23 protein-coding genes and 1 tRNA gene are annotated in these 23,589 nt (G+C 49.6%); 12 read left to right on the forward strand and 12 right to left on the reverse strand.

The window, feature by feature from the left end:
- Positions 1-20: 20 nt before the first annotated feature.
- The 6 genes from OIR97_RS16275 to OIR97_RS16300 all read left to right on the forward strand — a co-directional run bounded on the left by OIR97_RS16275 (position 21) and on the right by OIR97_RS16300 (position 6,808).
- On the forward strand, positions 21-833 hold the full coding sequence (locus tag OIR97_RS16275; protein WP_169543277.1) for a CoA transferase subunit A: 813 nt from the start codon (positions 21-23) through the stop codon (positions 831-833).
- Positions 830-1,567, forward strand: coding sequence for a CoA-transferase (locus OIR97_RS16280; RefSeq protein WP_169543278.1), 738 nt, complete (start codon positions 830-832; stop codon positions 1,565-1,567). The genes OIR97_RS16275 and OIR97_RS16280 overlap by 4 nt, the downstream gene beginning before the upstream one ends.
- A gap of 49 nt (positions 1,568-1,616) precedes the next feature.
- Positions 1,617-2,813: a CaiB/BaiF CoA transferase family protein gene (locus OIR97_RS16285; RefSeq protein WP_169543279.1), complete on the forward strand. Its 1,197-nt coding sequence runs from the start codon at positions 1,617-1,619 to the stop codon at positions 2,811-2,813.
- Positions 2,814-2,909: 96 nt separating this feature from the next.
- The gene (locus OIR97_RS16290; RefSeq protein ID WP_267177737.1) at positions 2,910-5,240 is read left to right on the forward strand and encodes a xanthine dehydrogenase family protein molybdopterin-binding subunit; all 2,331 of its coding nucleotides are present in this window, start codon (positions 2,910-2,912) and stop codon (positions 5,238-5,240) included.
- A gap of 156 nt (positions 5,241-5,396) precedes the next feature.
- Positions 5,397-5,843, forward strand: coding sequence for a nuclear transport factor 2 family protein (locus tag OIR97_RS16295; protein ID WP_169543280.1), 447 nt, complete (start codon positions 5,397-5,399; stop codon positions 5,841-5,843).
- A 206-nt stretch (positions 5,844-6,049) separates the two neighbouring features.
- On the forward strand, positions 6,050-6,808 hold the full coding sequence (locus tag OIR97_RS16300; protein WP_169543281.1) for an SDR family NAD(P)-dependent oxidoreductase: 759 nt from the start codon (positions 6,050-6,052) through the stop codon (positions 6,806-6,808).
- A 93-nt stretch (positions 6,809-6,901) separates the two neighbouring features.
- Here the strand turns inward: OIR97_RS16300 and OIR97_RS16305 are convergent.
- Positions 6,902-6,978, reverse strand: a tRNA-Arg gene (locus tag OIR97_RS16305).
- 271 nt (positions 6,979-7,249) lie between these two features.
- Here OIR97_RS16305 and OIR97_RS16310 point away from each other — a divergent pair.
- Positions 7,250-8,431 (forward strand): hypothetical protein, encoded by a 1,182-nt coding sequence (locus tag OIR97_RS16310; protein ID WP_169543282.1) that lies wholly within the window; start codon positions 7,250-7,252, stop codon positions 8,429-8,431.
- 347 nt (positions 8,432-8,778) lie between these two features.
- On the opposite strand, the gene OIR97_RS16315 is transcribed toward OIR97_RS16310, so the two are convergent.
- The 3 genes from OIR97_RS16315 to OIR97_RS16325 all read right to left on the reverse strand — a co-directional run bounded on the left by OIR97_RS16315 (position 8,779) and on the right by OIR97_RS16325 (position 11,980).
- On the reverse strand, positions 8,779-10,305 hold the full coding sequence (locus OIR97_RS16315; protein ID WP_169544313.1) for a TRAP transporter large permease: 1,527 nt from the start codon (positions 10,303-10,305) through the stop codon (positions 8,779-8,781).
- 20 nt (positions 10,306-10,325) lie between these two features.
- On the reverse strand, positions 10,326-10,829 hold the full coding sequence (locus OIR97_RS16320) for a TRAP transporter small permease subunit (RefSeq protein WP_169543283.1): 504 nt from the start codon (positions 10,827-10,829) through the stop codon (positions 10,326-10,328).
- A 65-nt stretch (positions 10,830-10,894) separates the two neighbouring features.
- A complete protein-coding gene (locus OIR97_RS16325) occupies positions 10,895-11,980 on the reverse strand; it encodes a twin-arginine translocation signal domain-containing protein (protein WP_169544314.1) in 1,086 nt (361 codons plus the stop codon).
- Positions 11,981-12,158: 178 nt separating this feature from the next.
- On the opposite strand from OIR97_RS16325, the gene OIR97_RS16330 reads away from it, so the two are divergent.
- Positions 12,159-12,851: a UTRA domain-containing protein gene (locus tag OIR97_RS16330; protein WP_169543284.1), complete on the forward strand. Its 693-nt coding sequence runs from the start codon at positions 12,159-12,161 to the stop codon at positions 12,849-12,851.
- 146 nt (positions 12,852-12,997) lie between these two features.
- On the forward strand, positions 12,998-13,729 hold the full coding sequence (locus OIR97_RS16335) for a glutathione peroxidase (protein WP_169543285.1): 732 nt from the start codon (positions 12,998-13,000) through the stop codon (positions 13,727-13,729).
- Positions 13,730-13,826: 97 nt separating this feature from the next.
- Here OIR97_RS16335 and OIR97_RS16340 read toward each other — a convergent pair whose 3' ends face one another.
- From OIR97_RS16340 to OIR97_RS16375, 8 genes are all read right to left on the reverse strand, one after another.
- Positions 13,827-15,305, reverse strand: a complete 1,479-nt coding sequence (locus tag OIR97_RS16340) for an ABC transporter substrate-binding protein (protein ID WP_169543286.1) — start codon at positions 15,303-15,305, stop codon at positions 13,827-13,829.
- A 15-nt stretch (positions 15,306-15,320) separates the two neighbouring features.
- Positions 15,321-16,328: a P1 family peptidase gene (locus OIR97_RS16345; RefSeq protein WP_169543287.1), complete on the reverse strand. Its 1,008-nt coding sequence runs from the start codon at positions 16,326-16,328 to the stop codon at positions 15,321-15,323.
- 230 nt (positions 16,329-16,558) lie between these two features.
- Positions 16,559-17,287 (reverse strand): SAM hydrolase/SAM-dependent halogenase family protein, encoded by a 729-nt coding sequence (locus tag OIR97_RS16350; RefSeq protein ID WP_169543288.1) that lies wholly within the window; start codon positions 17,285-17,287, stop codon positions 16,559-16,561.
- A 6-nt stretch (positions 17,288-17,293) separates the two neighbouring features.
- On the reverse strand, positions 17,294-18,067 hold the full coding sequence (locus tag OIR97_RS16355; protein ID WP_169543289.1) for a methyltransferase domain-containing protein: 774 nt from the start codon (positions 18,065-18,067) through the stop codon (positions 17,294-17,296).
- 119 nt (positions 18,068-18,186) lie between these two features.
- The gene (locus OIR97_RS16360) at positions 18,187-18,585 is read right to left on the reverse strand and encodes a hypothetical protein (RefSeq protein WP_169543290.1); all 399 of its coding nucleotides are present in this window, start codon (positions 18,583-18,585) and stop codon (positions 18,187-18,189) included.
- Between the two features lie 70 nt (positions 18,586-18,655).
- Entirely contained in the window at positions 18,656-20,101 is a 1,446-nt protein-coding gene (locus OIR97_RS16365) for a sensor histidine kinase (RefSeq protein WP_169543291.1), read from the reverse strand.
- Between the two features lie 39 nt (positions 20,102-20,140).
- The gene (locus OIR97_RS16370) at positions 20,141-21,571 is read right to left on the reverse strand and encodes a dihydrolipoyl dehydrogenase family protein (protein WP_169543292.1); all 1,431 of its coding nucleotides are present in this window, start codon (positions 21,569-21,571) and stop codon (positions 20,141-20,143) included.
- Positions 21,572-21,594: 23 nt separating this feature from the next.
- Positions 21,595-22,368, reverse strand: a complete 774-nt coding sequence (locus OIR97_RS16375; protein WP_219821572.1) for a TVP38/TMEM64 family protein — start codon at positions 22,366-22,368, stop codon at positions 21,595-21,597.
- 430 nt (positions 22,369-22,798) lie between these two features.
- On the opposite strand from OIR97_RS16375, the gene rpmH reads away from it, so the two are divergent.
- Genes rpmH through yidD form a run of 3 tightly spaced genes read left to right on the forward strand, consistent with a single transcriptional unit; the run spans position 22,799 to position 23,583 of the window.
- Positions 22,799-22,933, forward strand: a complete 135-nt coding sequence (gene rpmH / locus OIR97_RS16380) for a 50S ribosomal protein L34 (protein ID WP_169543294.1) — start codon at positions 22,799-22,801, stop codon at positions 22,931-22,933.
- Positions 22,934-22,958: 25 nt separating this feature from the next.
- Positions 22,959-23,309: a ribonuclease P protein component gene (gene rnpA, locus OIR97_RS16385; protein ID WP_219821573.1), complete on the forward strand. Its 351-nt coding sequence runs from the start codon at positions 22,959-22,961 to the stop codon at positions 23,307-23,309.
- On the forward strand, positions 23,302-23,583 hold the full coding sequence (yidD, locus tag OIR97_RS16390) for a membrane protein insertion efficiency factor YidD (RefSeq protein ID WP_169543296.1): 282 nt from the start codon (positions 23,302-23,304) through the stop codon (positions 23,581-23,583). The genes rnpA and yidD overlap by 8 nt, the downstream gene beginning before the upstream one ends.
- Positions 23,584-23,589: the final 6 nt, after the last annotated feature.

Below are 23,589 nucleotides of genomic sequence, written 5' to 3' on the forward strand. Positions count from 1 at the left end.
ATAATAAAAAAGAGACAAGAATGACACTTTCAATCGAACAACTGGTCGACAAAATACCAAACGGCGCCAAGATCGCTGTCCCTGCCGATTACGCAGGCATTGCCATGGAAGCCACCCGTGCACTCATTCGCCGTAACGCCCACGACCTTCATATTGTTGGCGTCCCCACAAGCGGTTTGCAAAGTGAATTGCTGATTGGCGCAGGTTGCGTTTCGGTTTTTGAAAGCTCGGCTCTTACGTTGGGGGAATATAATCCTCCACCGCGCTTCAGCAAAGCGGTTAAGGACGGAAGCATCAGGCTGGTGGATGCGACCTGCCCTGCCATCCATGCAGCTCTGCAAGCCTCTCAGAAAGGCGCTCCCTTTATGCCTCTACGCGGCATCATCGGCAGTGACATTCTTCAGCACCACCCGGACTGGAAAGTGATAAACAACCCGTTCAACCAAGACGAAGACCCGGTCGTTATCATTCCTGCAATTCAGCCCGATGTCGCCTTGTTTCACGCCCCAATGGCCGACAAAGACGGGAATGTGTGGGTCGGCCGGCGTCGCGAACTGGTAAACATGGCGCAGGCTTCCAAAACGGCACTTGTGACTGTTGAAAAAATTGTAGAGACCAATTTACTGGAAGACGAAAAAATAGCCGCAGGCACTCTGCCTGCGCTCTATGTCGGTGGAATTTCCGTCTGCAAAAACGGCAGTTGGCCATTGGGCTTCTGGCAAGGTGCCAAAGAAGATACCGCCCATCTTTCTGATTACCGGGAAAGGGCAAAAACGGACGAAGGCTTTAAAAGTTACCTGCAAGAGTTCGTTTTTAGAGGAGAAGACAAATGAGCCTGTCTGATGACCGCAAAGCGTTGATCTGTTTTATTGCGGGCTTGCTCAAAGACTGCAATCACGTCGCCGTTGGCGCCTCCTCGCCTATTCCGGGCGCAGCCGCCCTTCTGGCGCGACAGTTTTGGGGGCAGCCGGTCCATGTCAATATTCTGGGCTCCGTGAAAAACAATTTTTTCACGAACGGCGCTCAGGAACTTTTTGATTGCGCCGCTCAGGGCCGTATTGACGCCTTTTTTCTGGGCGGTGGACAAATAGACGGGCAAGCCAATATTAACCTCATGGGGCGCGGCGACTACCCTCTGCAAACCCCCAGATGGCCGGGTACATTTGGCTCTGCCTATTTGTATTTCCTGATCCCCAAGGTGATACTTTTTCGAGAAGAACACACGCGTCGGGTCCTCGTGGATAATGTGGATTTTGTCAGTGCTCCGGGGAGCTCTGACGATACTATTTACCGAAAAGGCGGGCCCTATGGTCTGCTGACCAACAAGGCATTTTTTCGCTTCAACAAAGAGAAAAGAAAATTTCATCTTCAAAGCATCCACCCGACAAGCTCTCTTGAAGATATTCTGGATAATACGGGCTTCTCTTTTGATTACGATGCGACGATACCATCAACACCCGCGCCAGATGCCGCCCTGCTTTCAGCGCTGGACACTGATGTCGCCAAAGTCGTGAAAGAAGTTTATCCCCAATTTGCCTCACGCCTTTTTGGTGATAACGTAGCGTAAACATCCGCTTGGCCGGATACCAACAGTCGATAAAGGAATATAATAAAAAATGTCCAAAAGTGCTCTTAGCGGACTAAAAGTCATCGATTTATCACGCGTTCTGGGAGGTCCTTTTTGCACCCAGATCCTAGCAGACCATGGTGCAGAAGTCATTAAAGTCGAACCCCCTCAGGGCGATGAAACCCGTACTTGGGGCCCTCCTTTCAACGAAAACGGCTTATCTGCCTACTTCTCTGGTGCCAATCGAAATAAACGCTCGATCGCTTTGGACATCCGGGATGACAAGGGTAAGGAAATCTTACTCAAACTACTGGAAGACGCCGATATCCTTGTTGAAAATTTTAAAACAGGGTCACTGGAAAAATGGGGTCTGGGATATGAGGATGTTCTAAGCGAAAAATTCCCGCGCCTTATTCACTGCCGGGTTACCGGATTTGGGGCCGATGGACCGTTTGGCGGGTTCCCAGGGTATGATGCAGTTATTCAGGCCTGGGCGGGACTGATAAGCATTAACGGCTCGCCTGAATCCGGGCAGGTTCGCGTTGGTATCCCCCTCGTTGATCTGGGAACAGGCATGAACGCCGTTATTGGAATTTTGATGGCGGTTAATGAACGCCACACCTCCGGCAAAGGCCAATCTGTAGAAGCCTCTCTATACGACACTGGCATTCAGCTTCAGCATCCGCATGCCCCCAACACCCTGATGAGCGGGAACGCCCCGAAACTGACAGGGAACTCTCACCCCAATATTGCCCCGTATGATTTATATCAAACCGCCAGTGCGCCTGTTTTTCTTGGCATTGGTAATAATGGGCAATTCAGAAAATTATGTGAAGCCTTGGGCCGACCTGAAATACCGTCAGACGCCCGGTTCGTCGACAATAGTGCACGGCTCAGCCATCGGGATGAGCTGAACACCATTTTGGGAGAGTTATTGAAAGACAGGGACGGCGTAGAACTTGCCACTGAGCTGTTAAAAGCAGGCGTTCCCGCGGGTGCCGCCATGTCCGTGCCTGAGGCACTAGCACATCCACATACCAGGCATCGGGAAATGGTTGTTGAAAAAGACGGCTACTCGGGCACAGGGATCGCCATCAAAATGAGCAGAACACCAGGTGCAGTTCGCTCCGTTCCGCCCGGATTTGGTGTGAATGGCCGGGACATCCTCCGTGAAATCGGCTATGATGAAAGTGAGATTTCGTCCCTATCAGAAACAGGTATTTTGTGGGAAAATCCAAAAACCTAAGGGTCTGATATCGACGCTTTTTGTGGGCGCGCAAAAATATTCACTATAAAAAGGTCGGTGACTATCCGCCTTTCAAGCAATGAATGGATACATAGAATGGTCAAATTTGGCGTTAATCAGTCAGTGAACAGGGTTGAAGACGACCGGTTAATTACTGGAAGTGGTCAATACACAGACGACATTACTTTGGACGGTCAGCTTTACGCCTACATGCTACGCTCACCGGTAGCCCATGCGAAGATCCTCTCGGTTGATCTGGAAGAAGCAAAAAATGCCCCAGGCGTGGTGGATATTATCACTGGTGAGGAATTGGCCGCGGATAACGCCAACGAATTACCCTGCATGATCCCTCTGAAAAACCGTGACGGCAGTGATCGGGCTGACCCCGGCCATCCCGTACTGGCGACAGATGAAGTTCGGTATGTTGGAGATAATATCGCTCTGGTTATTGCGCAAAGCCTTTCGCAGGCGAAAGATGCCGCCGAGCTTATTTTCGTTGATTTTGACGAACTGGGCGCTGTCACGGACACGGCAAAAGCCGCAAATTCCGGACAGCCTCTTGTCCATCAGAATGTTCCAGAGAATAAAGCATTTGACTGGGAACATGGCAGCGCGGACGAAGTGGAGAGCATTTTTGATAACGCGGCCCATGTGACATCCGTTGACCTGATCAACAACCGGGTTGTTGTCAATTCCATGGAACCACGCGGACTGATCGCTGATTGGGACCCGGCAGAAGAAAAAATGACCATCCGGATGGGTACGCAGGGTGGCTGGGTTTTAAAAGGATTATTGGCAAAAGCAATTTTGCATGTCCCGGAGGAGCAGGTTCGAGTCATCACACCAGATGTGGGGGGTGCTTTTGGCATGAAGCTCTTCTTTTATTCAGAATTGGCTTCTGTGGTCTGGGCCTCGCGCAAAATTGGTAAACCAATTAAGTGGATCGGCGAACGCAGCGATGCGTTCCTGTCAGACACACAAGGACGCGACCACGTCACCAAAGCCGAGCTGGCGTTTGATGACAATCATAAAATCCTGGGCATGCGCGTTCATACCTATGCAAATCTCGGTGCGTACCTGTCAAGTTTTGGACCAATGATCCCGACAATGGCGGCACTGAAGGTTCTGCCCGGTGTCTATGACATTCCGGCCCTTCACTATCACTGTACAGGCGTCTTTACGAATACGGTTCCTGTCGATGCCTACCGCGGTGCTGGACGACCAGAAGCCATTTATGTGATCGAACGGCTCATGGATACAGCGGCAAACGAGCTTGGGATTGGCCCGGAGGAGCTGCGCCGCAAGAACTTTATCCCTGTTGAAGCCATTCCATACACAACCGCGACCGGCTGTATTTATGATAGTGGCGAATTTGAGCGAGTGATGGATAAAGCGCTTGAAAATGCCGCCTGGAATGACTTTGGCAGTCGAAAGGCGGCCTCAGAGAGTGCTGGTAAAATGCGGGGAATGGGCATGTGCTTCTATATCGAAGCAACGGCTGGCAATCCTACAGAAACCGCGACCATCCGGTTTGAAGAAAATGACATTGTAACCCTCGCAGTAGGAACACAATCCTCCGGGCAGGGGCACTCAACCGCCTATGCGCAGGTTCTGGCCGACCGGATCGGGGTGCCTTTTGAAAATATCCGCATCATACAAGGGGATACCGACAAGATCAAATCAGGAGGGGGCACCGGTGGTTCCCGTTCTCTCACAACGCAAGGCCCGGCTATTCATAAAGCCAGTGACGAAGTGATTGATAAGGGCATGCAGTTGGCAGGGCATTTCCTGGAAGCAGCGGCCGAAGACATTGAGTTTTCAGCGGCTGAGGGTGAATTTTCCATCGCCGGGACAGACAGAAAAATTGGCATTCTGGAGATCGCTCATCGTGCCCGCGGTTTGGGTCAGTTGCCGGAAGGTCTGGCTGAAGGTCTTGACAGTGAGGCCAGCTTTACGGTGGAGGCGTTTACTTATCCAAACGGTTGTCACATCGCAGAAGTGGAAATCGACCCTCAGACCGGAACGACTGAAGTCGTCCGATATATTATCGTGGATGATTTCGGTACCATCGTCAATCCGGCTCTAGTGCGCCATCAGGTCATCGGTGGCATCGGTCAAGGGATCGGTCAGGCGTTGACAGAAAATACCGTCTATGACGACGACGGCCAGCTTCTGACCGGGTCCTTCATGGATTATGGTATGCCCCGCGCTGATGATGTGCCTCTGGATATGCTGTACGAAACCATTGAAATTCCCTGCACAATGAACCCGATGGGTGTGAAAGGATGCGGTGAAGCAGGTTGCATCGCCGCGCCTCCGGCAATCATCAATGCAACTGTTGATGCGCTTAAAGAAAAAGGCATTCAACATATCGACATGCCAGCCACGCCCCTTAAAGTCTGGAACCTGTTACAACAAGCAAGCTAACAGACTGATTTAAAATTATAATCTGGAAAAACCCGAAAATTTTTTTAATTTTCGGGTTTTTTTGCTTTGTTTATTGTTCCAGCGCCATATGGTTAATATTAGAGTATTGTAAAATAAAAATGTTCAGTTGATGTTCGACCAATAGTGGAGCGAGCAATGGAAAATGATCAAAGCAAAGAACTTATTGAAGGAATACTCGGCAATATTATTGAAGGCAAAATCGAGCATGTGCTCCCTTTTCTAGCCGAAGATGTCGAAGTCCATATATGTTTGGGCAATCAACTTTATACGGATAGTTTTACCGCAACATTTATGGGTCATAAAGGCGCCATGAATTTCGTGACGCTTCATCACCATTTTCTTGATCTCTTGAAGGTCATTCCCACTGATTTTCATCAGGAACTGAACAAAGTGATTGTGCGAGGATATCTTGAATGCCGTTTGACGATATCTGGTGAAAAATGGATCTCAAACTGGATGCAGATTTGGACATTTGAAGGCGATCAGATACGAAAAATCAGAATGTTCTCGGATTTCAAGCAACGGGCGACATCAAAAGCCCCTCAGACAACACGCCGTCTTTCATCCCACATTTCCCACTGAGCAACAGGCCCGGAATTCGTCAGATCCTGAATCTCCACATTAAAACCAAATCTAACTTTCAGGTCTAAATACAAGGGGAGCCCCTTTGTTGCGGCCCCATCAAAAAACTAATTTTCTTAACCCCGACATGGTGGACCGCTTTACTGAAACCGATCTTCCCGCTAAGACATTGAAATGGGAAACACATATTGCTCGGGAATTTATAAATGACGCAAAAAATTGCCATTGTTACAGGTGCGGCTCGCGGTATCGGTCTTGCCACCACACGCCTTTTTCTTCGGGAGAACTGGCAAGTCGCCATGGTTGACCGGGACGAAGAAGCCCTGCTGGAAGCCGCTTCTGAATTAACCGGCGTTTTTCCCATTGGCGCCGATGTCGCTAAGCCCGACGCTGTTCGCAATGCGATCCAACAGGTCTCCGATCATTTCGGTCGTCTGGATGCCCTCGTCAACAATGCAGGTGTTGCCGATTTTGGCCCGATCGAGGAAACTGACTTTGCCCGCTGGCGCCGCGTCATGGACACCAATATCGATGGCGTCTTCCTGATGTCTCAAGCCGCAACATCGGCCCTGAAAGAAACGCAGGGGGCAATTGTTAATATAGCGTCCATCTCCGGCCTGAGAGCATCGACTTTGCGCGTCGCCTATGGCACCTCCAAGGCGGCTGTAATCCATCTGACGAAACAACAGGCTGCTGAACTTGGCGAATATGGCATACGGGCCAACTGCGTCTGCCCTGGTCCCGTTAGAACCAAATTGGCGATGGCTGTGCATACCCCGGACATTATTGCAGCTTATCACGATGCCATTCCATTAAACCGCTATGGCACAGAAGAAGAAATCGGCGAGGTCATTGTTTTCCTGTGTTCTGAAAAGGCCAGCTACGTCACCGGGCAAATCGTCGCCTCAGACGGTGGCTTTGAAAGCACAGGTGTCGGCCTTCCCTCTTTGCGCGGAAACGCCTGACAGTCACGAAACATGCACGAACAAGAAGCGCGCGCCACTCGAACGATCCCAAAAGGATTATATTCCGTTCTCGATTTTCAGGTTGGGAAGAAATGGCGCACCGGGGAAGATTCGAACTCCCGACCCCTAGATTCGTAGTCTAGTGCTCTATCCAGCTGAGCTACCGGTGCGCAGGCAGTGATTTTTACCTCACGACAGAAGCGCTAAAACGTTCCTGTCTGCTGCGGATCGGGAAACTACTTAAAAGATCAGACTATTGCAAGGGGAGATTTCAAAAAAACAGTAAAATACTGAAAATAATTCCTTTCTTGTCGCCGCGCGCTTCAACGGCTAGTATTTGGCTCTGTTTTACTGTATTTAGAAGACAGATTGTTCGAACAGGGGGATCCGTAAACCCGGATAAAGGGCTTTACATCCAAAAACGATAGAGTGTTTCACAATATGGTATATCGCATTACCCGACCCATTGTGCTGAGTGCAGCTTTACTCGCAGCAGGTTGTTCATTTGTAGATGAATCGCTGATGCCGGCGCTTACAGGAGAGGAGCCCGCTTCGGCTCAGCAGCCTGTTGCCATTGCCGCATCCGACGCAGAAAAAAATCCTGACCCGACGGTAAGTGGCGCAAATGGTGCGTTGCCGCCTGCCCTTGGTACAACAAATTTTGTGACCCCGGGTGTCACACCAGCGCCGAATACCGGTACATTTGTTGGTCAGAAAGTCGCCGTTCTTCGGAGCGAACTTGGCGCATTGCAGGAACGTCTAAAACTTAGAAACCAGCAATTGCAGCAGATCCGAACAACAACAACTGGTAATTCACAGACTTACCACGGAACAATCGCCGCGATTAATACGCGCTTGCAAGTGGGCACAACACCGGGTAATCCGGTCTTGATTAACCAGTGGAATCAAGCGCAGCTTCAACTGGAACGAATCGGTGCTGATATTTCATCGATGAATAGTCTGGCAAACGCTGTCGCCAGTGATTCCAGCATGTCTGCGTATCTTCTTGAGTCAACCCGCGCCGCTTACGGCCTGTCGGGTGCCATCGAAGAGGACCATCGTCAGCTGGCCATTTTGGAAGACGAAACCAACAGAACCGTTGTTCTGGTTGACCGGCTTTTAAACGAGCTGTCTGAAGATATCAGTCGCCAGACGGCTTATGTTGGCAATGAACGGTCCAACTTAACCACACTCTCTCATTCCATTAAAAACGGTGAGCTTCTGGGGTCTAGCCTTGCAAGCCGGGCATATCTAAGCCCTGCACCTGTGGCGTCTTCGTCACCGGTTCTTGGCACAAACACCCAGAATTTTGCTGCTGGAAATCGTCAACCACTTGTTGTCATTCGCTTTGATCGTGCAGATGTTCCTTATGAACAGGCACTCTACACAGCGGTCAACAGAACGCTTCAGGGACGGCCTCAGTCTGTCTTTGATGTCGTCGCGATTACGCCAATGCAAGGCGGGGCGGCAAATGTTGCGATTAATCAGTCGAAATCAACACGGAACGCTCAGCGGGTTCTACGCTCGCTGACAGATATGGGCTTACCAGCTTCGCGTGTCAGCCTGTCTGCTTCATCCAGCGGACAAGCGGTTACCAATGAAGTTCATATTTATGTTCGGTAATTGATCCTTTTATATTTTAAAAAAGGCGGTGATTTATTTCGCCGCCTTTTTTGTGCATTCTCTTAAGAACGCGTTACACGCACCATCTGTTGGCAGTCTATTGCCCGCCTATTGCCCGCCTATTGGCCATTCCAGCACGTTGAGCAGCTGCGTTCAATGTCGCCCCCTCCCCCACACACGGATCAATATAAGGTCGCCTGTTGGTCTATTATACCGCCTGAAGGCACCCGCGCACCGGGCGACTTTCAAGCCCTGTCAGAGCCGCTTTCCGTTTTGGAACGAGGGAGAAAAGCCTTATACCAAAAAAAGCGGCGCTCTCGCACCGCTTTTAATGACCTCGAATGGCTTTAATAGACAATCCCGGGAAGCCAGGTCGCCACTTTGGGAACCAACCAGATCAAAGACACCCCAACGATCTGCAACACGATGAAGGGAACAACGCCCAGATAAATATGGCCTGTTGTTATTTCCTTGGGTGCAGCCCCTCGCAAGTAAAATAGCGAGAAACCAAAGGGTGGTGTCAGGAAGGACGTTTGAAGATTAATTGCAATCAGGACCGCGAGCCACATCGGATCATGCCCCATCAGGATCAGGGCGGGGGCGATTAATGGCAGCAAAATGACTGTGATTTCAACAAAGTCCAGAAAGAAACCAAGGACAAAAATAATTGCCATACAAAAGATGAGCGCCCCTGTTGGCCCGCCAGGCATCGATTTCAGGATCTCAGTAATGCGTTCTTCTCCGCCCAGACCAACAAAAACGAGACTGAAAATGCTCGCTGTCAGAATAGTTGCAAAGATCATCGCCGTGACTACCATGGTAGACGACAAGGTTGGCTTCAAAATACTGTTCGTAAAGGTCCTTTTAAGAGACACAAACAGGGCCATCCCCCCGATAAAGGTCAGCGTGGCAAACAAAAACGCCATCGACCATTCAAACAATCCAGCATCCGATCGTTGGATCCGTACAGGGAAGAGACCAGCCAGAACCGCCAGTAATAACAAAGACGCTCCGCCTGCCATCATTAATGTTGGGGAAGCTTTCATGCGAACCCCTGCCATCAACAGTGCCCCTACAGCACCAACAGAGGCGGCTTCTCCAGGCGTTGCCACCCCGCCCAAAATAGCGCCCAGAACGGCAACAATCAGCAGAACAGGCGGCACGACCGCGAGGAATATTTCACGAGCGGTGGGTTTCACGACACTTTCGCTCATGGCTGGTGCATCGGTTGGGATCAACCAGGCGCGCATCAGCATATAAAGAATATAAATTCCAACAAGCAACAATCCGGGCATAAGAGCAGCGGCAAATATCTGACCGACAGAAATTGTCTCAATGGTGAATTTGCCCTGCGCAAACTGGGCTTGCTGATAAGCGTTGGACATGACGTCCGACAAAATGATCAACAGGGTCGATGGCGGTATGATCTGGCCCAATGTACCAGACGTACACACAACGCCTGACGCCAGTTTTGGATTGTACCCGTTCCGAAGCATTGTCGGTAAGGCAATCATTCCCATCGCAACGACGGTCGCACCAACAATCCCAGTAGAGGCCGCCAGTAACGCGCCGACCAGAATAACCGAAACACCAAGTCCGCCACGAACACGGCCGAAAAGCCGACCCATGGTTTCCAGAAGATCCTCGGCAATTCTACTTTTCTCGAGAACAACCCCCATAAAGACGAATAACGGAATGGCGATCAGGACATCATTGGTCAAGAGACCAAAGATTCGCTGACCCAGCGCCCCCAGAAGGGACAGGTCGAATGATCCGGTCAACCAACCAAGCAAGGCAAAAATACTGGCGACGCCAGCAATGGAAAAAGAAACCGGGTAACCCAGCAGGATAGCGCCAATCAAGGCGGCAAACATTAATAAATCGAGAGGGAGGGTCACGCCGCTTTCTCCTGAAGGCGAAGAAGATCACGGAACAGGCACGCAATACCCTGGGCCAATATTAAGACACAAAAACCGGGAATAAGTGATTTCAACAGGAAAGACGCTGGAATTCCACCAACAGAAATGGGGCCTTCCCAGATGGACCACGACACCTGCACCGTTGGCCAGGACCAATAGAGAAGCAATATCATGGACGGAAACAGAAAGAACAAATGGCCAAACAGGTCAATGCCTGCTTTTCGGCGGGTTTGCATCTTGGCGTAAAAAATGTCAACGCGGACATGCCCATTTACCAGCAACGTATAGCCCGCGCCCAGCATGAACAACGTGCTATGAAGATAAAGCACCCCTTCATTGAGAAAAATAAAACTGATACCGAACACATATCTGAGCACAACGATGGAAAACTGCAATAGCACCATGACCAGAGCACACCATCTCACCGTATTTCCAACCATGTTGTTAATGCGGTCAAAAAAATTAGCTAAATTTTCCAAAACAAAAAGGTCCACTCAAAGAAAATGCGGGCTCTTGACTGAGCCCGCATCATAACAGCTAAAATTTAGTATTTATAGTTTAGCGCTCGCGCGTTCATCTGACCGTTATCTGCGTATGGCATATATTCAGAGATCAACTTGCGATAGCCCAGGTAGCTTTCAACAATGCGGCGGGTCAGCTCATCTTCATCTTCACGCAGATCTGCGATCACCTCACCGGCGGCGTTACCCATGGCCAGAATAACATCCTCAGGAAGCATCTTGACGTTGACACCCTGCTCCTCAACCATTTTTGGCAGGGCCATTGCATGTTTGGTCGCGTATTCCATCCAGACAGGGTTGTAGAGGCTTTCACAAGCGTAAGAAACAGCCTGTTTCAAATCGTCCTCCAGCTCGTTATAGGCATTTGCGTTCACAGCACATTCTTCTGCTGAAGACGGCTCGCCCACACCTGGATAGTAATAATTTTTCGCAACTTGATAAAAACCCAGAGCGCTATCTGTCCAAGGACCAATAAATTCACCGGCATCCAGCGCGCCAGATTGCAAGGCCTGAAACATTGCGCGTCCACCCATAGCCTGAACAGCCATGCCCAGCTTGGAGCACATTTCAGAAGCAAGACCGGTTGTCCGGTAGCGTAGCCCCTTCAGATCATCAACCGAATTGATTTCTTTCTTGAACCAGCCAGCCCATTGCGGGCCAGAGTTACCACACAGGAATGGCTTCAGATTAAAACGGCCATACATTTCGTCATATAGAGCCTGTCCGCCGCCATGGACCATCCAGCCCACCTGTTCATCAGCGCGCAAACCAAAAGGCTGGGATCCGAACATTAAAATACCTTTTGACTTGGATCCCCAATAGGCGGGAACAGCATGATACAGTTCAGCTGTCCCTTGAGAAACCGCATCGAAAACACCGCGGCCCGGAACCAATTCGCCTGCGGCGTATAGCTTGACTTCAATCCGACCACCGGAAAGAGCGGTAATTCGATCTGCAAGTTTCTGCGCAGCAACACCCGGTCCAGGCAAATTTTTGGGCCATGCGGTTACCATTTTCCATTGCCGCTTACCCGATGCAATTGCGGGTGTCGCGAATGTCGCGGTAGCTGCACCAACAGCAGCTGTTTTCAAAAAATCCCTGCGTTCCATTTCAATCTCCTTGTTTACCCCGTTGGGGTGGTCAGCGCCTTTATCAAGCATCTTGACGTCCGGTATGCCTCGCCTATGGCTTTTCCCAATCTTTTGACTATACTTGGACATCATTGAATATGAGGACGCTTTATGCTGTTATGTATGCACATAAAAGTCAATAGGAAACCGTGAATCTATGCGCCAGAATCAGTCTCATCAGTCCGTTCAGGCAGCTTTGCTTAAAAGAATTCATTCCGGAGAATGGACACCCGGATCCTATATCCCCGGCGAAGTTGATCTTGCCGCAGAATATGGCTGCTCCAGAACGACTGTAAACCGGGCCCTTCGCCAGCTTGCAGAGAATGGTATTGTCGAACGAAAAAGAAAAAGAGGAACTCGGGTAACCCCGATGCCTGTTGCCCGTGCAACTCTTGAAATCCCTGTTATCCGGCAAGAGGTCATGGACCGCGGCGGTCAGTACCAGCATAGTCTGCTCCTCAATAAACTTGGAAAGGCTCCGGCCTCTGTTTATGCCCGCCTGCAACTGCCTGAAAAAAAATTGCTTCATCTTCAATCCCTGCATCTTTGCGATAGCAAACCGTATATGTTTGAAGATCGCTGGGTGAACACGGCTGCCACGCCGAATATTGAAAAGGCCCCTTTTGACAAAATAAGCCCAAATGAATGGCTTATTCAGGAAATCCCTTATTCAGACGGCGATATCAGTTTTTCCGCCTGCGCTGCGACACCAAAAATTGCGGAACATTTAGAAACATCAGTAGGAGCCCCGCTCTTTCTGATCGAGCGGACGACCCGCATGAATGAAACAGCAATTACCACGCTTAAAATGTATTACGGCGAAGGTTTCCGGATGAGCAGCAAGCTATGAAAATAATTATAAAACAACGGCTTAAATTATAGACATCGTAAAAAAGAAAAATAATTAGAATTATTCTAAAAACGACTTGCAATACTTCAGGCAGGCCACTATATCTCACCACAGAGTAATTATTGATAAACTTTTTGGAGAGAAAAATGTTGCAGAATATGGAAGGCCAACCAATCCCGAACTGTTCATTTCCGGTCCGCGATGGTGACGCCTGGAAACAGGTAACAACAGATGACCTGTTTAAAGGGAAAAAAGTGATCGTGTTCGCTTTACCCGGTGCGTTTACGCCCACATGTTCTTCCACCCACCTGCCACGCTATAATGAACTTGCAAACACGTTCAAGGAATGTGGCGTCGATGACATCCTCTGCCTGTCCGTCAATGACACTTTCGTTATGAATGAGTGGAAAAAAGACCAGTCTGCAGAAAATGTTAATTTCATTCCGGACGGTTGCGGCACTTTCTCCGAAGGTATGGGAATGCTTGTCGACAAATCAGACCTGGGCTTTGGTAAACGTTCATGGCGCTATTCAATGCTGGTGAACGATGGTGTTGTTGAAAAAATGTTTATCGAGCCAGAAGTTGACGGCGATCCATTTGAAGTTTCAGATGCCGACACAATGCTCAGCTACATCAACCCACAAGCCAAAAAGCCTTCAGCGATTACTGTCTTTGCAAAGCCTGGCTGCAGCCACTGCACGCGTGCTAAAGCAGCCCTTGAAAAAGCGGGTCTGCAATACGAAGAAATTACGCTGGGTTCTGATGCCACCTTCCGCAGCCTTGCGGCTGTATCCGGTGTTACATCAACACCGCAGATTTTCATCGACGGCAACAAAATCGGCGGTGCTGACGAGCTGGAAGCCTACCTCGCAGCATAGTCCATACCGACCCTGCATGAGAGTGCCCGGCGGGTCACTCTCATAAAAAAACCCGCCGGGAAACCGGCGGGTTTTCTTGTGTCAGAGACTAGAAAAATCAGTCTTCCCAAGACATCCGGGCAATATCTGTCACAAACAGGTGCCAGTTTGGCCAAACGCCGTTCAAGCCTTTACGAACAACCTGAACCGCAGCAAGCTGGAACAAGAAACCATTGACGGCATCTTCTGCAATCATTTTCTGGGCTTCCTGCAATTTTGCAGTTTTAACAGCTGGCGACAAAGCAACCTGCGCCGCGTTGATCACTTTATCCAATTCAGGATTTTCATAGTTGAAATAATATCCCTTACGAGAATAGATGCTGATATCCATTGGCTCAACATGGCTTACAATCGAAAGGTCATAGTTCTTTTTCTTGTAAACTTCGTCCAGCCATTTTGGCCAGTCAACATTTTCAATGTTAATTTTAAACCCGGCTTTATTCAGCTGAGAAGCCACAATCTGACCCCCTTTACGGGCGTAATCATCTACAGGAGGCAATTTTAGTGACAATTCCAAACCATTTGGATACCCGGCTTCCGCCAGCAGCGCTTTAGATTTTTCCGGGTCATACGGATAAGTCCCCGTCAAATCTACATAGTCTGGATGGTGAGGCGCAAAATGCGAACCGATCGGCGTACCATACCCAAACATTGCGCCATCAATAATTTCCTGACGGTTGATCGCATGGGCAATTGCCTGACGAACTTTCAGTTTTGAAAGCGCTTCACTTTTATTGTTTGTACTCAAAATGGTTTCACCATTTGTCGTACCTTCAATAATTCTGAACTGACCGGTCAGCGTAAACTGTTCCAATGTTTCATTTGGAACAGAGGTGAAATCAAGATCCCCTGTCAGCAGTGTTGCCATTCGGGCAGCATCATCATTGATAAACCGGAAAGTCGCGGTTTTAATCTTGAGGTTGGCTTTATCCCGATAGGTGTCTGCCATCGCAAGTTTGACAGAATCGCCTTTAATCCAACGGACAAGTTTATAAGGGCCGGTTCCCACGGGCTTCGTGGCATTGCTACCGTCTGATTCAGGATCAACAATAACAGCAGTTGACTCACCCAACTGCGCAAGGAAATCGCCCCGTGGCTCTTTCAGTGTCAATATAACAGTCGCCGCATCTGGCGTTTCAATAGACGCGATGTTGGTGAAACGACCTTTACGCTTATTCACGCTGTTTTCAGCGGCGTTTTCTTCGAAGGTATATTTGACGTCTGAGGAGTCAAAATCAGAACCATCGTGGAATTTTACACCCTCTTCCAGTTTGAAGGTATAAACCAAACCGTCTGGGCTAACCGTCCAGCTTTTAGCCAGCGCTGGCTGAACATTACCGTCAATATCAATCCGGGTAAGCCCTTCAAAGATATTATAAAGTGTAATCCGGGAAATAGCGGCCGCAGCGCCCGTGCGCGGGTCCAGCCCCGGTGGCTCCAACCTCATACCATAACTTACAGATGTTTTTGCTGCTTCAGCAGTCATCGGTGCGATAACCGCGGATGCGACAGCAGCGGCAATTAGCAACTTCTTCATACCAGTCTCCCTACGTTAAAGTTTTTTTTCGAATAGTGACCGATAGCTTGGTAACGACCCTAAACTATCAGCGTGATATACTGCCCTGGCAACAGCCCGTGCGACGCAATCGGCGGCAATCGCTCCAATCCTTGCGACGGCCAGTGGTTCTGGTTGATCCAGTTTCCTTTTTTCTGTCGACAATGCAAAGATTGTATCCCCATCCAACGGCGTATGTACAGGACGGATCGCGCGGGCATACCCATCCTGTGCCATCATGGCAACGCGTTGAGCCTGAGATTTCGTCAGACTTACGTTGGTTGCCACAACTCCCAATGTTGTATTTTCCCCAAGACGTCCACTTTCTATCGCCTCAAGCGACAGATTCCCACCCAGAACCGGGGCGCCAGCGCCTCCAAATTCCTCATCCTGCTCAAATTCCCATGCCCAAAAACAATTCGTATCCGGAACGAGCGTACTACCAACAGGGTTTACAGCAATAAGCGCCCCCACCTGCACGCCGTCCTCGGAGATTGCCGAGCAACTGCCAAGCCCTCCCTTGATAAGCCCGGCCATGGCACCAAAACCAGCGCCCTGATTACCAAGACTGAAATCTCGGGATATATTTTGCACCGCTTTGCGCCCCAGATCGCGATAAGGCGGGAATTCTCCCCATGACTTATCGCCGCCGTTCACCAAATCAAACAGGATCGCGGACGGTACAATCGGGACATTAAAGCCTCTGACTTCAAAGCCTTTTCCTTGCGCTGCAAGTTCAGCAACGGCACCAGAGGCCGCCTCCAATCCAAAAACCGAGCCACCGCTCAAAACGATAGAATCAACCCGATCGACCAGACAATCAGGTCTCAGCACCTCGGTTTCCCGGGTCCCAGGCCCGCCCCCGCGAACATCAACCCCGGCGACTGCTGGCACATCTGGAACGATAGCCGTAACGCCTGACCAAGCCGTATCGTCATGGGCGTTTCCCACAGAAATACCATCGACGTCAGTAATTAGATTTTTTTCACCCGGTTTGATCATCATTGCTACTGGCTTATTCTTTTGGACCGAGAGTAATGAAAGCGTCCCCCCCGGTCAATGAAGACACACCGAAACTGTAAACCGGAATATGGTTTGAAAACAAACAAAATAAATCAAACAACCTATTCTGCCAGATCGTGCATTGAAAATTGATGCTCATTGAGGGTAGCCGCTAAATATTGAAGGGCCACAGGGCACCGGCACAGATGAAAACCAACAGAAAAAAGCCGAAATCATCCGATCAGTGGCATCACCTGAGATCCGATGGTAAGCCCAAAATACGCATCGGCACGGCCTTGATTGACGGCTATTTCAATAAGACCATTTGCATTTACATAGGCAAGGGGCTCGCCAACAGCGACATCAGAGAAAACACGCACCAGTGGCAAAGAAACTTCCTTGATCCGGATGCGCCGGATGCCGTTCGCCCCCACCAGTCCGGTCATCGCGTTGCCATAATGGTCGATATAGATGATCTGTGAAAGCTCGGCTGCACCGTTCTCTGTCAGTAGATCTTCCGGGGCGATGGGTTTCAGGTCCCGCTCAACGCTGTTCGTTTTAATTCTGGCAGCAATCGGGGCGAACAGGTCCCGCCCATGAAAACTGGCGGATAAGCTATCCGGCCGCCACACAATTTCCCAGGCCGCCGCGTTGGCATCCCTGCGCAACGCTTGTTCTAATAACCCGTTATCGGGACCGACAAACCACCGGTTGTTGCTTTTCACCACAAGCGCACGCCGATCGGTGCCAACACCAGGATCGACAATACTCAGAAATACGCTGCCCTCTGGAAAATCAGCGGCATAGGCAGCCAGCAGATGCCCCGCCGCTGCAGGCGAGAATACGGGAGCTTCAGCGAAGAGGCTTAACACGTCGCCTTGATATCCTGCTTTTCGAATACTCGCGATCATTTGCGCCTGATAGGGTCCTGTCGCGCCAAAATCCGTAAAGAGAAGGATCATGCCCGGTCAGTCCTCTGGCATTTCCGCGACGATAAACAGACGCGAAAAGGGATAGAGTGTGGAACCGTCTTCACTTTGCGGATAGGCCTCATAGAGAAGTTTGGCATATTCCGCCTCGAAGGTTTTTACCTCATCCTCGTTCAAGGCTTCCAGAAAGGGTCTTAACGCCGTTCCCCGGGTCCATTCCAGAACCGCATTTTTGCCCTTTAAAACCTGAAAATATGTGGTCTCCCAAATATTGAGGAGCTGAACTTTAGAAGACAAAAGATCATAATACCAACTGATATCATGAACCGGCGCCGGTCGGACAAGCTTTCCTAATCTGTCAATCCAGGCGTCAGATTGCGCCAGTTCATAAAGTGTCTGATGAGAGGGTGCCAAAAAATTATTGGGCATCTGTACGGCCAGAACTCCGCCGGGGCGCAACTGGTTCAGCAGTCTTGGAAAAATCGTTTCGTGATCATCAAGCCAATGCAGCGCGGCATTACTGAAAATCAGGTTCCCTTTACTGACGGGGGAAAAATCATTAATTTCCTGAAGCTTCCATTCAAGTGAAGGATGGTCACTGGCCGCTTTTCGAAGCATCGCTTCAGAACTATCAATACCAATAACAACCGCTTCTCCCCATCGTTTCGACAGCAAAGAAGTGACATTCCCGGTACCACACCCTAAATCATAAATAACCGAAGGCGAAGCAAGGGTGACTTGCGATAACAGATCGAGTGCCGGGCGTAACCGGTGGTCAGTATACAGATGATAATGATCGGGATTCCAATTCATGGACTTGAATGCCTCCAACAATGATCGAGGACGCAAAAGACGATAGAAACCCGATCACTTGATTACCGGGATGCGCCACTCTTTTCTGAGCGATAATATTGTAAGAGGGGCACTTCAAGTCAATCCAGTTCGGCAGTATCCGTTTTTGCTTCCATGAACGGCCAGGCGAAAATGGATTTTTTCGTATCTGGCTCTTTCCCAAGATACTCCACCTTAGCGCCTTCAGAGCCTAACGCGCTGACAGTGCGAACACGTTCAGACGCTTCCGTATTATACGGATTTTTCGTGGCGTAACAATCAATGCCCCCAAGGGTCTTGTAGCAGTATACAGGCTCTTGCTTGATTTCTTCTCTTTTTTCTTTGCAGTAAGGGTCTCCGAAAACCATGTTGACAGAGGTGCAGTCCATTTCCGTCATTTGAGAGATTTTTTCATCCACAACTGCGATCGCCGCTGACGTACAGCCCGAAACAGAAAACAGAGTAAAAACCGAAAAAACTACTGCCAGAAACCGAACCATCGCCCGACCTTCATCGTAAAGAAAAACAAATGTATAGGGACAGTATGCAAAATAACTAGTTTCTAAACTCTTAATCAGGCAACCGGATAACAAAAATAGTCCCTTTATCATCCGTTTTTTCCACAAACAGGTCACCGCCATGGGCCTCAACAAGTTCCCGCGCAATGGAAAGCCCCAAACCCGTACCTCCATTTTTGACGGATCCAACAAAGGGCTCAAACAAATGTTCCATCGCCATGGACGGAATACCGGGACCATTATCCATTACCTTTATAATAGATATGCCCTGTTCAGACTGTGCAGCCACACAAATCTTCCCGTTGTCCTTTAGCGCCTCCGACGCATTTCTACATAAATTCAGTAGCGCACGATAGATTTGTTCCCGGTCAGCACAGAGAGTGAATTTTTCAGATACGCGAATGTCCCATTGAAGGCTCTTGCTTGCAGGTAGCGCAACCGAATCACACACTTCCTTAATCAGCGGGGCTAACAGAAACCTGCTTTTTTGCGGCAGCCTTTCTCCAGCTTTTCCGTACTTCAGGGTTTCCGTGCATAAATCAATGGCCCTGTCGATACTGGCAACCAGACGCGGGACAACTTTTTGTACTCTTGGATCATCCAACTGGGCCAGTCCATCACTCACAATATGAGACGTGGATAGGATGTTCCGAAGATCATGGCTGATTTTCGTAACTGCCGTTCCCAGCGCGGCCAGATGCTGTTTCTGTTTCAGGGCGAAACGCAACCGTGTTTGCATGATTTCAAGCTCACGTTCCGCTATTCCTATTTCGTCCATCCGGCCTGACGGAGAAATATTAACCTTTGGGTCTTCTGGTTTCCGCCGAAAGGCAATCATGCTGGCACTCAACCGACCCATGGGACGCACCAACAACCAGTGCAGGGACAGAAAAACAAGAACGGCCGTTACAACAGAGATTGCCAGGGATAACCAAAAAATATTCTTGGCATAGTCCAGCATCGCGGCCACCAGCGGCGCTTCATCCAGCACAATCTCCAAAGACGATGTCGGCGCATTCTCGATCGGTGACGTGACACGGATTATCCTGTTCTTCTGAACAAGAAGCGCCGCAGCCGCATCTTCAATAAGCTTTAACGAAGACCGTTCTGAAAGATCAAAACTGGCATCAACAACCGCAGGCATATCCTCGCTCAGCATCAGCATTGCAGAATTAGCGCTTCGAAAAACGACAGATCGTGCGCCAACACGAAACAAAAGTTCCGCTTTCAGTTCCTTTGAAACCATATTGTCCGGGGATGCCAGCAACGCAAGGGATGCCAAATGCGCAAATTCGATTTTTTTATCCAGATAGTTCAGGCGAAAAAAGGCGACAGATGGGACAAAAATCAGCACCTCCGCCAGCATGACAAAAAGGATTGTCAAGAACAAGAGCTGGGCGGACAGGCTTCTAAAAACCCGCGATATTTTCTGAAGATACCCCATAGTCTGTAAGCTATACAAAAAAGAGTTCAGAACCAATCCCTTACGTTCTGACATTCTATTCTGCCCTCAATCTGAATACCCTTTAAGCTAAAATTAGCCGAATAAGGACAATAGTTTAACGATCCACCGCGTTTTAGAACTAAATAACTTGGGTGTATAAAAACTCCCGGCCGCGCGCTTGTTGATTTCGCCAAGTGTCGGATAGGGCGCGATGTAACTCGCCATACTCGAGACCTTTAGCCCGCCTGTAATGGCCAGCGCCCAAGGTTGAATAAGTTCGCCAGCCTGCATCCCAACAATACCCGCGCCCAAAATCTTACCGTTCGTTCCAATGATCGCTTTTACAAAACCTTCTGTCTTGCGTTCCGCACGAGCCCGGTCATTCTCGGCGTAAGGAAAGGTCAAAACCTGAACTTTATCACCTAATTGTTCACGGGCCTGTTTTTCCGTCATGCCGACATTTGCAATTTCAGGATCCGTGTAAGTGACCCAGGGCAACCCGTCATAATTTACTTTGGCAGGCAAGCGGAAAAGCGCATTTCGAATGACAATGCCCGCATGATATCCTGCAACGTGTGTGAATTGAAAGCCGCCGGCAACGTCCCCGATGGCAAAGATTTTCCTGTTCGAACTCCTGAGCCGCTCATCAACCTCGATCCCGGATTTAGAATGCTCGACGCCCGCCGCCTCCAGGTTTAACTTCTCCAAATTCGGCTTACGTCCCGCGGCGACCAGAAGATGGGAGCCCGTCAGCTTTTCTTCCCTCCCCTCCTCTTCGACCACAACATTTATCGCGCCTTCCTCGGTCCGATCGACGCTATGAATTTTGACGTCCTCTCGAATATCAATGCCTTCTGCCCGCAACGCCTTCAGCGCCACAGATGTCAGGTCTGGATCATCTTTTGCAAGGGCTTTAAAGGCTTCTAAAACGGTAACCCGACTGCCCAGGCGCCGGTGCGCCTGCGCCATTTCCATACCAATCGGCCCGCCGCCTATGATAATCAGATGCTCTGGTTTCTCGCGGTTCTCAAAAAGCGTTTCATTCGTCATGTACCCGCATGTTTCAAGACCGGATATTGGAGGGGCGGTCGCCCGGGACCCTGTTGCAATGACAAACCGCCGGGCCTTAATCGTAACGTCATCAACCGTCACTCGATCGGGGCCAGAAAAGGACGCATACCCTTCAATGACCCGGACGCCCAATTGCTCAAACCGTTCCACAGAATCATGCGGCGCAATGCCGGCGATAATCTCCGAGACATGCCCCATCACTTTTTCATAATCAGCAACCAACGGCTGGCCTGTAACACCAAACTCGTCAGCATGTTGCAGACCATTTGCCTTTTTTGCCGCGGCCAGTAACGCTTTAGAAGGAACACATCCATAGTTCAGACAATCCCCGCCCATTTTGCCGCCTTCAATGAGAACCGTATCGGCCCCCATCTGGCTCGCCCCGGCGGCAACACTCAATCCACCCGACCCGCCGCCAATCACACAAAGATCAGCTTTTATAATTTTTGACATTCGGTTTTCTCCGCGTTTTCATTTCAGGCAGGTGTTTTGCGAAATTTTTTAATCAAAATTGGCAGCAAGGCGACAATGCCCAAAGCAGCAAGAGCGATTAATATCTCTTTTGTAACAAGCGATCCGACTTCAAACTCGAGCGTACATCCCGTTTTCCCCGAAGCCTGACAAGCAGAGAACGTCTCCTGCTGTTCGACAATGATGCTATCAAGCCCACTGCCAATGAACGCAAACGCAAACGTACCGGGAATGATGCCAAAAAACGTCCCCACAACATAGGTGCGCAATGTCACGCCCAAGAATGCGGGAGCGATATTCACCAGCCAAAAAGGAAACGCGGGCACAAGACGAAGAAACAACAGGTAATTCATCGCGTCCTGCTTAAATCCATTTTCCAGTCTGGCAAGCCAGGGCCCTGCTTTTGCACGAAGTGGGTTCCCCAGTGAGGTCGCCGCTATCAGAAATAGAAACGTCGCGCCAAAGGTTGCGGAAAATACGGTCAGCAACCCACCAACCAGCCAGCCGAACAGAAAGCCCCCTGAAATAGTCAGCAGCAATCCGCCGGGCAACGAGGCTGTAATTGCAATTGTATATAAAACAAAATACAGAGCCATAGCAGCGATGTAATGATTGGCGACGAAATCCAGCAAACGGTCTCGATTATCACTGAGGGATTTAAAGGTCAGATACTCATCTAGCCCAAAGATAAAAAAGGATGCGAAGATTAGGATTAGCGCCAAAAGAGGCAGTAATTTTTTTAGTTTTCCAGCCGATGACTTTGGCTGTTCCTCCTTCAATTCACTCTCCATATGCGATTCGTCCCTTTTCGTATCAATGCGCAATTCATTTCAATTCAAAAATGCTTTTCTGCGTAGAAGCGTTTATCGCGAATAGGGCGTACCTGTTGATCGGGTGCGCATGATTCTAACACAATAAATTCGCAAACTTCTTTCCAAATCGCCGAACAGGCTGTGAAATTCCTGTATTTCTGCGGGTTAAGGTCTAAAAAAGCGATCCTACATCTGTCTGAACATAACAACGTCTTAGTTTTTAGAAAGCAGCGATCACTAATTTGTGAGGTATTTTGAGCATATGTCCGGAAACAAATTCCCGCGATCGAACAGATAAAACATCTCATCCATTGACTTCATTGTCGCCACCCCTTATACAGCGGGGCTTAATTTTCTCATCGCACAAATCCGTGCGTATGATTGACGGAGAAGTCACGTGAAACGTACATATCAACCAAGTAAGCTTGTGCGCGCTCGTCGCCACGGTTTTCGCGCACGCCGTGCCACAGTAGGCGGTCGTCGCGTTCTTTCAAATCGTCGCACTAAAGGCCGTAAGAGCCTTTCAGCCTAATAAGATGCCGACTGGCGTCGAACGATTGAAAAAACGTGCGGAGTTCCTCCGTGTCGCTGGCGTTCGTCGCAAATGGGCAACTCCCGGAATGGTCCTGCAAGCCGCGCGCAATGATACGCTCGCGGACGCGGGACCTTTGCGCGTGGGCTTTACCGCGACAAAAAAAGTCGGTAACGCCGTCATTCGCAATCGAATAAAGCGTCGCTTGCGCGCACTGGCAGACCAAATCCTGCCTTTGCACGCAAAAAGCGGCTGGGATTTTGTTCTTATCGGCAGACAGTCCACCCCCGACCGCGCTTTTGATGATCTTGAAAAAGACCTCATGAAAGCACTGGAAAAGGTCGGCGCCCTCAAAAAAAGTGAGAATCATGAATAAAATCCTCACTTTTCTGCTTTCCGGGCTGATAAAGGTTTACCGATACGCGCTATCCCCTTATCTTCCTGCGAATTGTCGTTACCATCCAACCTGCTCAGCATATGCCTTGGACGCACTGCATCTGCATGGACCGGTTAAAGGATCATGGCTTACTCTGAAACGTCTAGGACGGTGCCACCCTTGGGGTGGTCAAGGGTATGACCCGGTTCCTGAAGGGGCGAACAAGTGTCATGAGTGCGAAGTAAAATCGTCAGAGCGCGTCAGCATCGAGTAAACTAAT

The organism is Sneathiella aquimaris (assembly GCF_026409565.1).
Lineage (GTDB): Bacteria > Pseudomonadota > Alphaproteobacteria > Sneathiellales > Sneathiellaceae > Sneathiella > Sneathiella aquimaris.

Coding starts and splice junctions, on each gene's coding strand:
- OIR97_RS16275 (WP_169543277.1), top strand. CDS start 21: ATGACACTTTCAATCGAACAACTGGTCGACAAAATACCAAACGGCGCC.
- OIR97_RS16280 (WP_169543278.1), top strand. CDS start 830: ATGAGCCTGTCTGATGACCGCAAAGCGTTGATCTGTTTTATTGCGGGC.
- OIR97_RS16285 (WP_169543279.1), top strand. CDS start 1,617: ATGTCCAAAAGTGCTCTTAGCGGACTAAAAGTCATCGATTTATCACGC.
- OIR97_RS16290 (WP_267177737.1), top strand. CDS start 2,910: ATGGTCAAATTTGGCGTTAATCAGTCAGTGAACAGGGTTGAAGACGAC.
- OIR97_RS16295 (WP_169543280.1), top strand. CDS start 5,397: ATGGAAAATGATCAAAGCAAAGAACTTATTGAAGGAATACTCGGCAAT.
- OIR97_RS16300 (WP_169543281.1), top strand. CDS start 6,050: ATGACGCAAAAAATTGCCATTGTTACAGGTGCGGCTCGCGGTATCGGT.
- OIR97_RS16310 (WP_169543282.1), top strand. CDS start 7,250: ATGGTATATCGCATTACCCGACCCATTGTGCTGAGTGCAGCTTTACTC.
- OIR97_RS16315 (WP_169544313.1), bottom strand. CDS start 10,305: ATGTTTGCCGCCTTGATTGGCGCTATCCTGCTGGGTTACCCGGTTTCT.
- OIR97_RS16325 (WP_169544314.1), bottom strand. CDS start 11,980: ATGGAACGCAGGGATTTTTTGAAAACAGCTGCTGTTGGTGCAGCTACC.
- OIR97_RS16330 (WP_169543284.1), top strand. CDS start 12,159: ATGCGCCAGAATCAGTCTCATCAGTCCGTTCAGGCAGCTTTGCTTAAA.
- OIR97_RS16335 (WP_169543285.1), top strand. CDS start 12,998: ATGTTGCAGAATATGGAAGGCCAACCAATCCCGAACTGTTCATTTCCG.
- OIR97_RS16340 (WP_169543286.1), bottom strand. CDS start 15,305: ATGAAGAAGTTGCTAATTGCCGCTGCTGTCGCATCCGCGGTTATCGCA.
- OIR97_RS16345 (WP_169543287.1), bottom strand. CDS start 16,328: ATGATGATCAAACCGGGTGAAAAAAATCTAATTACTGACGTCGATGGT.
- OIR97_RS16350 (WP_169543288.1), bottom strand. CDS start 17,287: ATGATCCTTCTCTTTACGGATTTTGGCGCGACAGGACCCTATCAGGCG.
- OIR97_RS16355 (WP_169543289.1), bottom strand. CDS start 18,067: ATGAATTGGAATCCCGATCATTATCATCTGTATACTGACCACCGGTTA.
- OIR97_RS16360 (WP_169543290.1), bottom strand. CDS start 18,585: ATGGTTCGGTTTCTGGCAGTAGTTTTTTCGGTTTTTACTCTGTTTTCT.
- OIR97_RS16365 (WP_169543291.1), bottom strand. CDS start 20,101: ATGTCAGAACGTAAGGGATTGGTTCTGAACTCTTTTTTGTATAGCTTA.
- OIR97_RS16370 (WP_169543292.1), bottom strand. CDS start 21,571: ATGTCAAAAATTATAAAAGCTGATCTTTGTGTGATTGGCGGCGGGTCG.
- yidD (WP_169543296.1), top strand. CDS start 23,302: ATGAATAAAATCCTCACTTTTCTGCTTTCCGGGCTGATAAAGGTTTAC.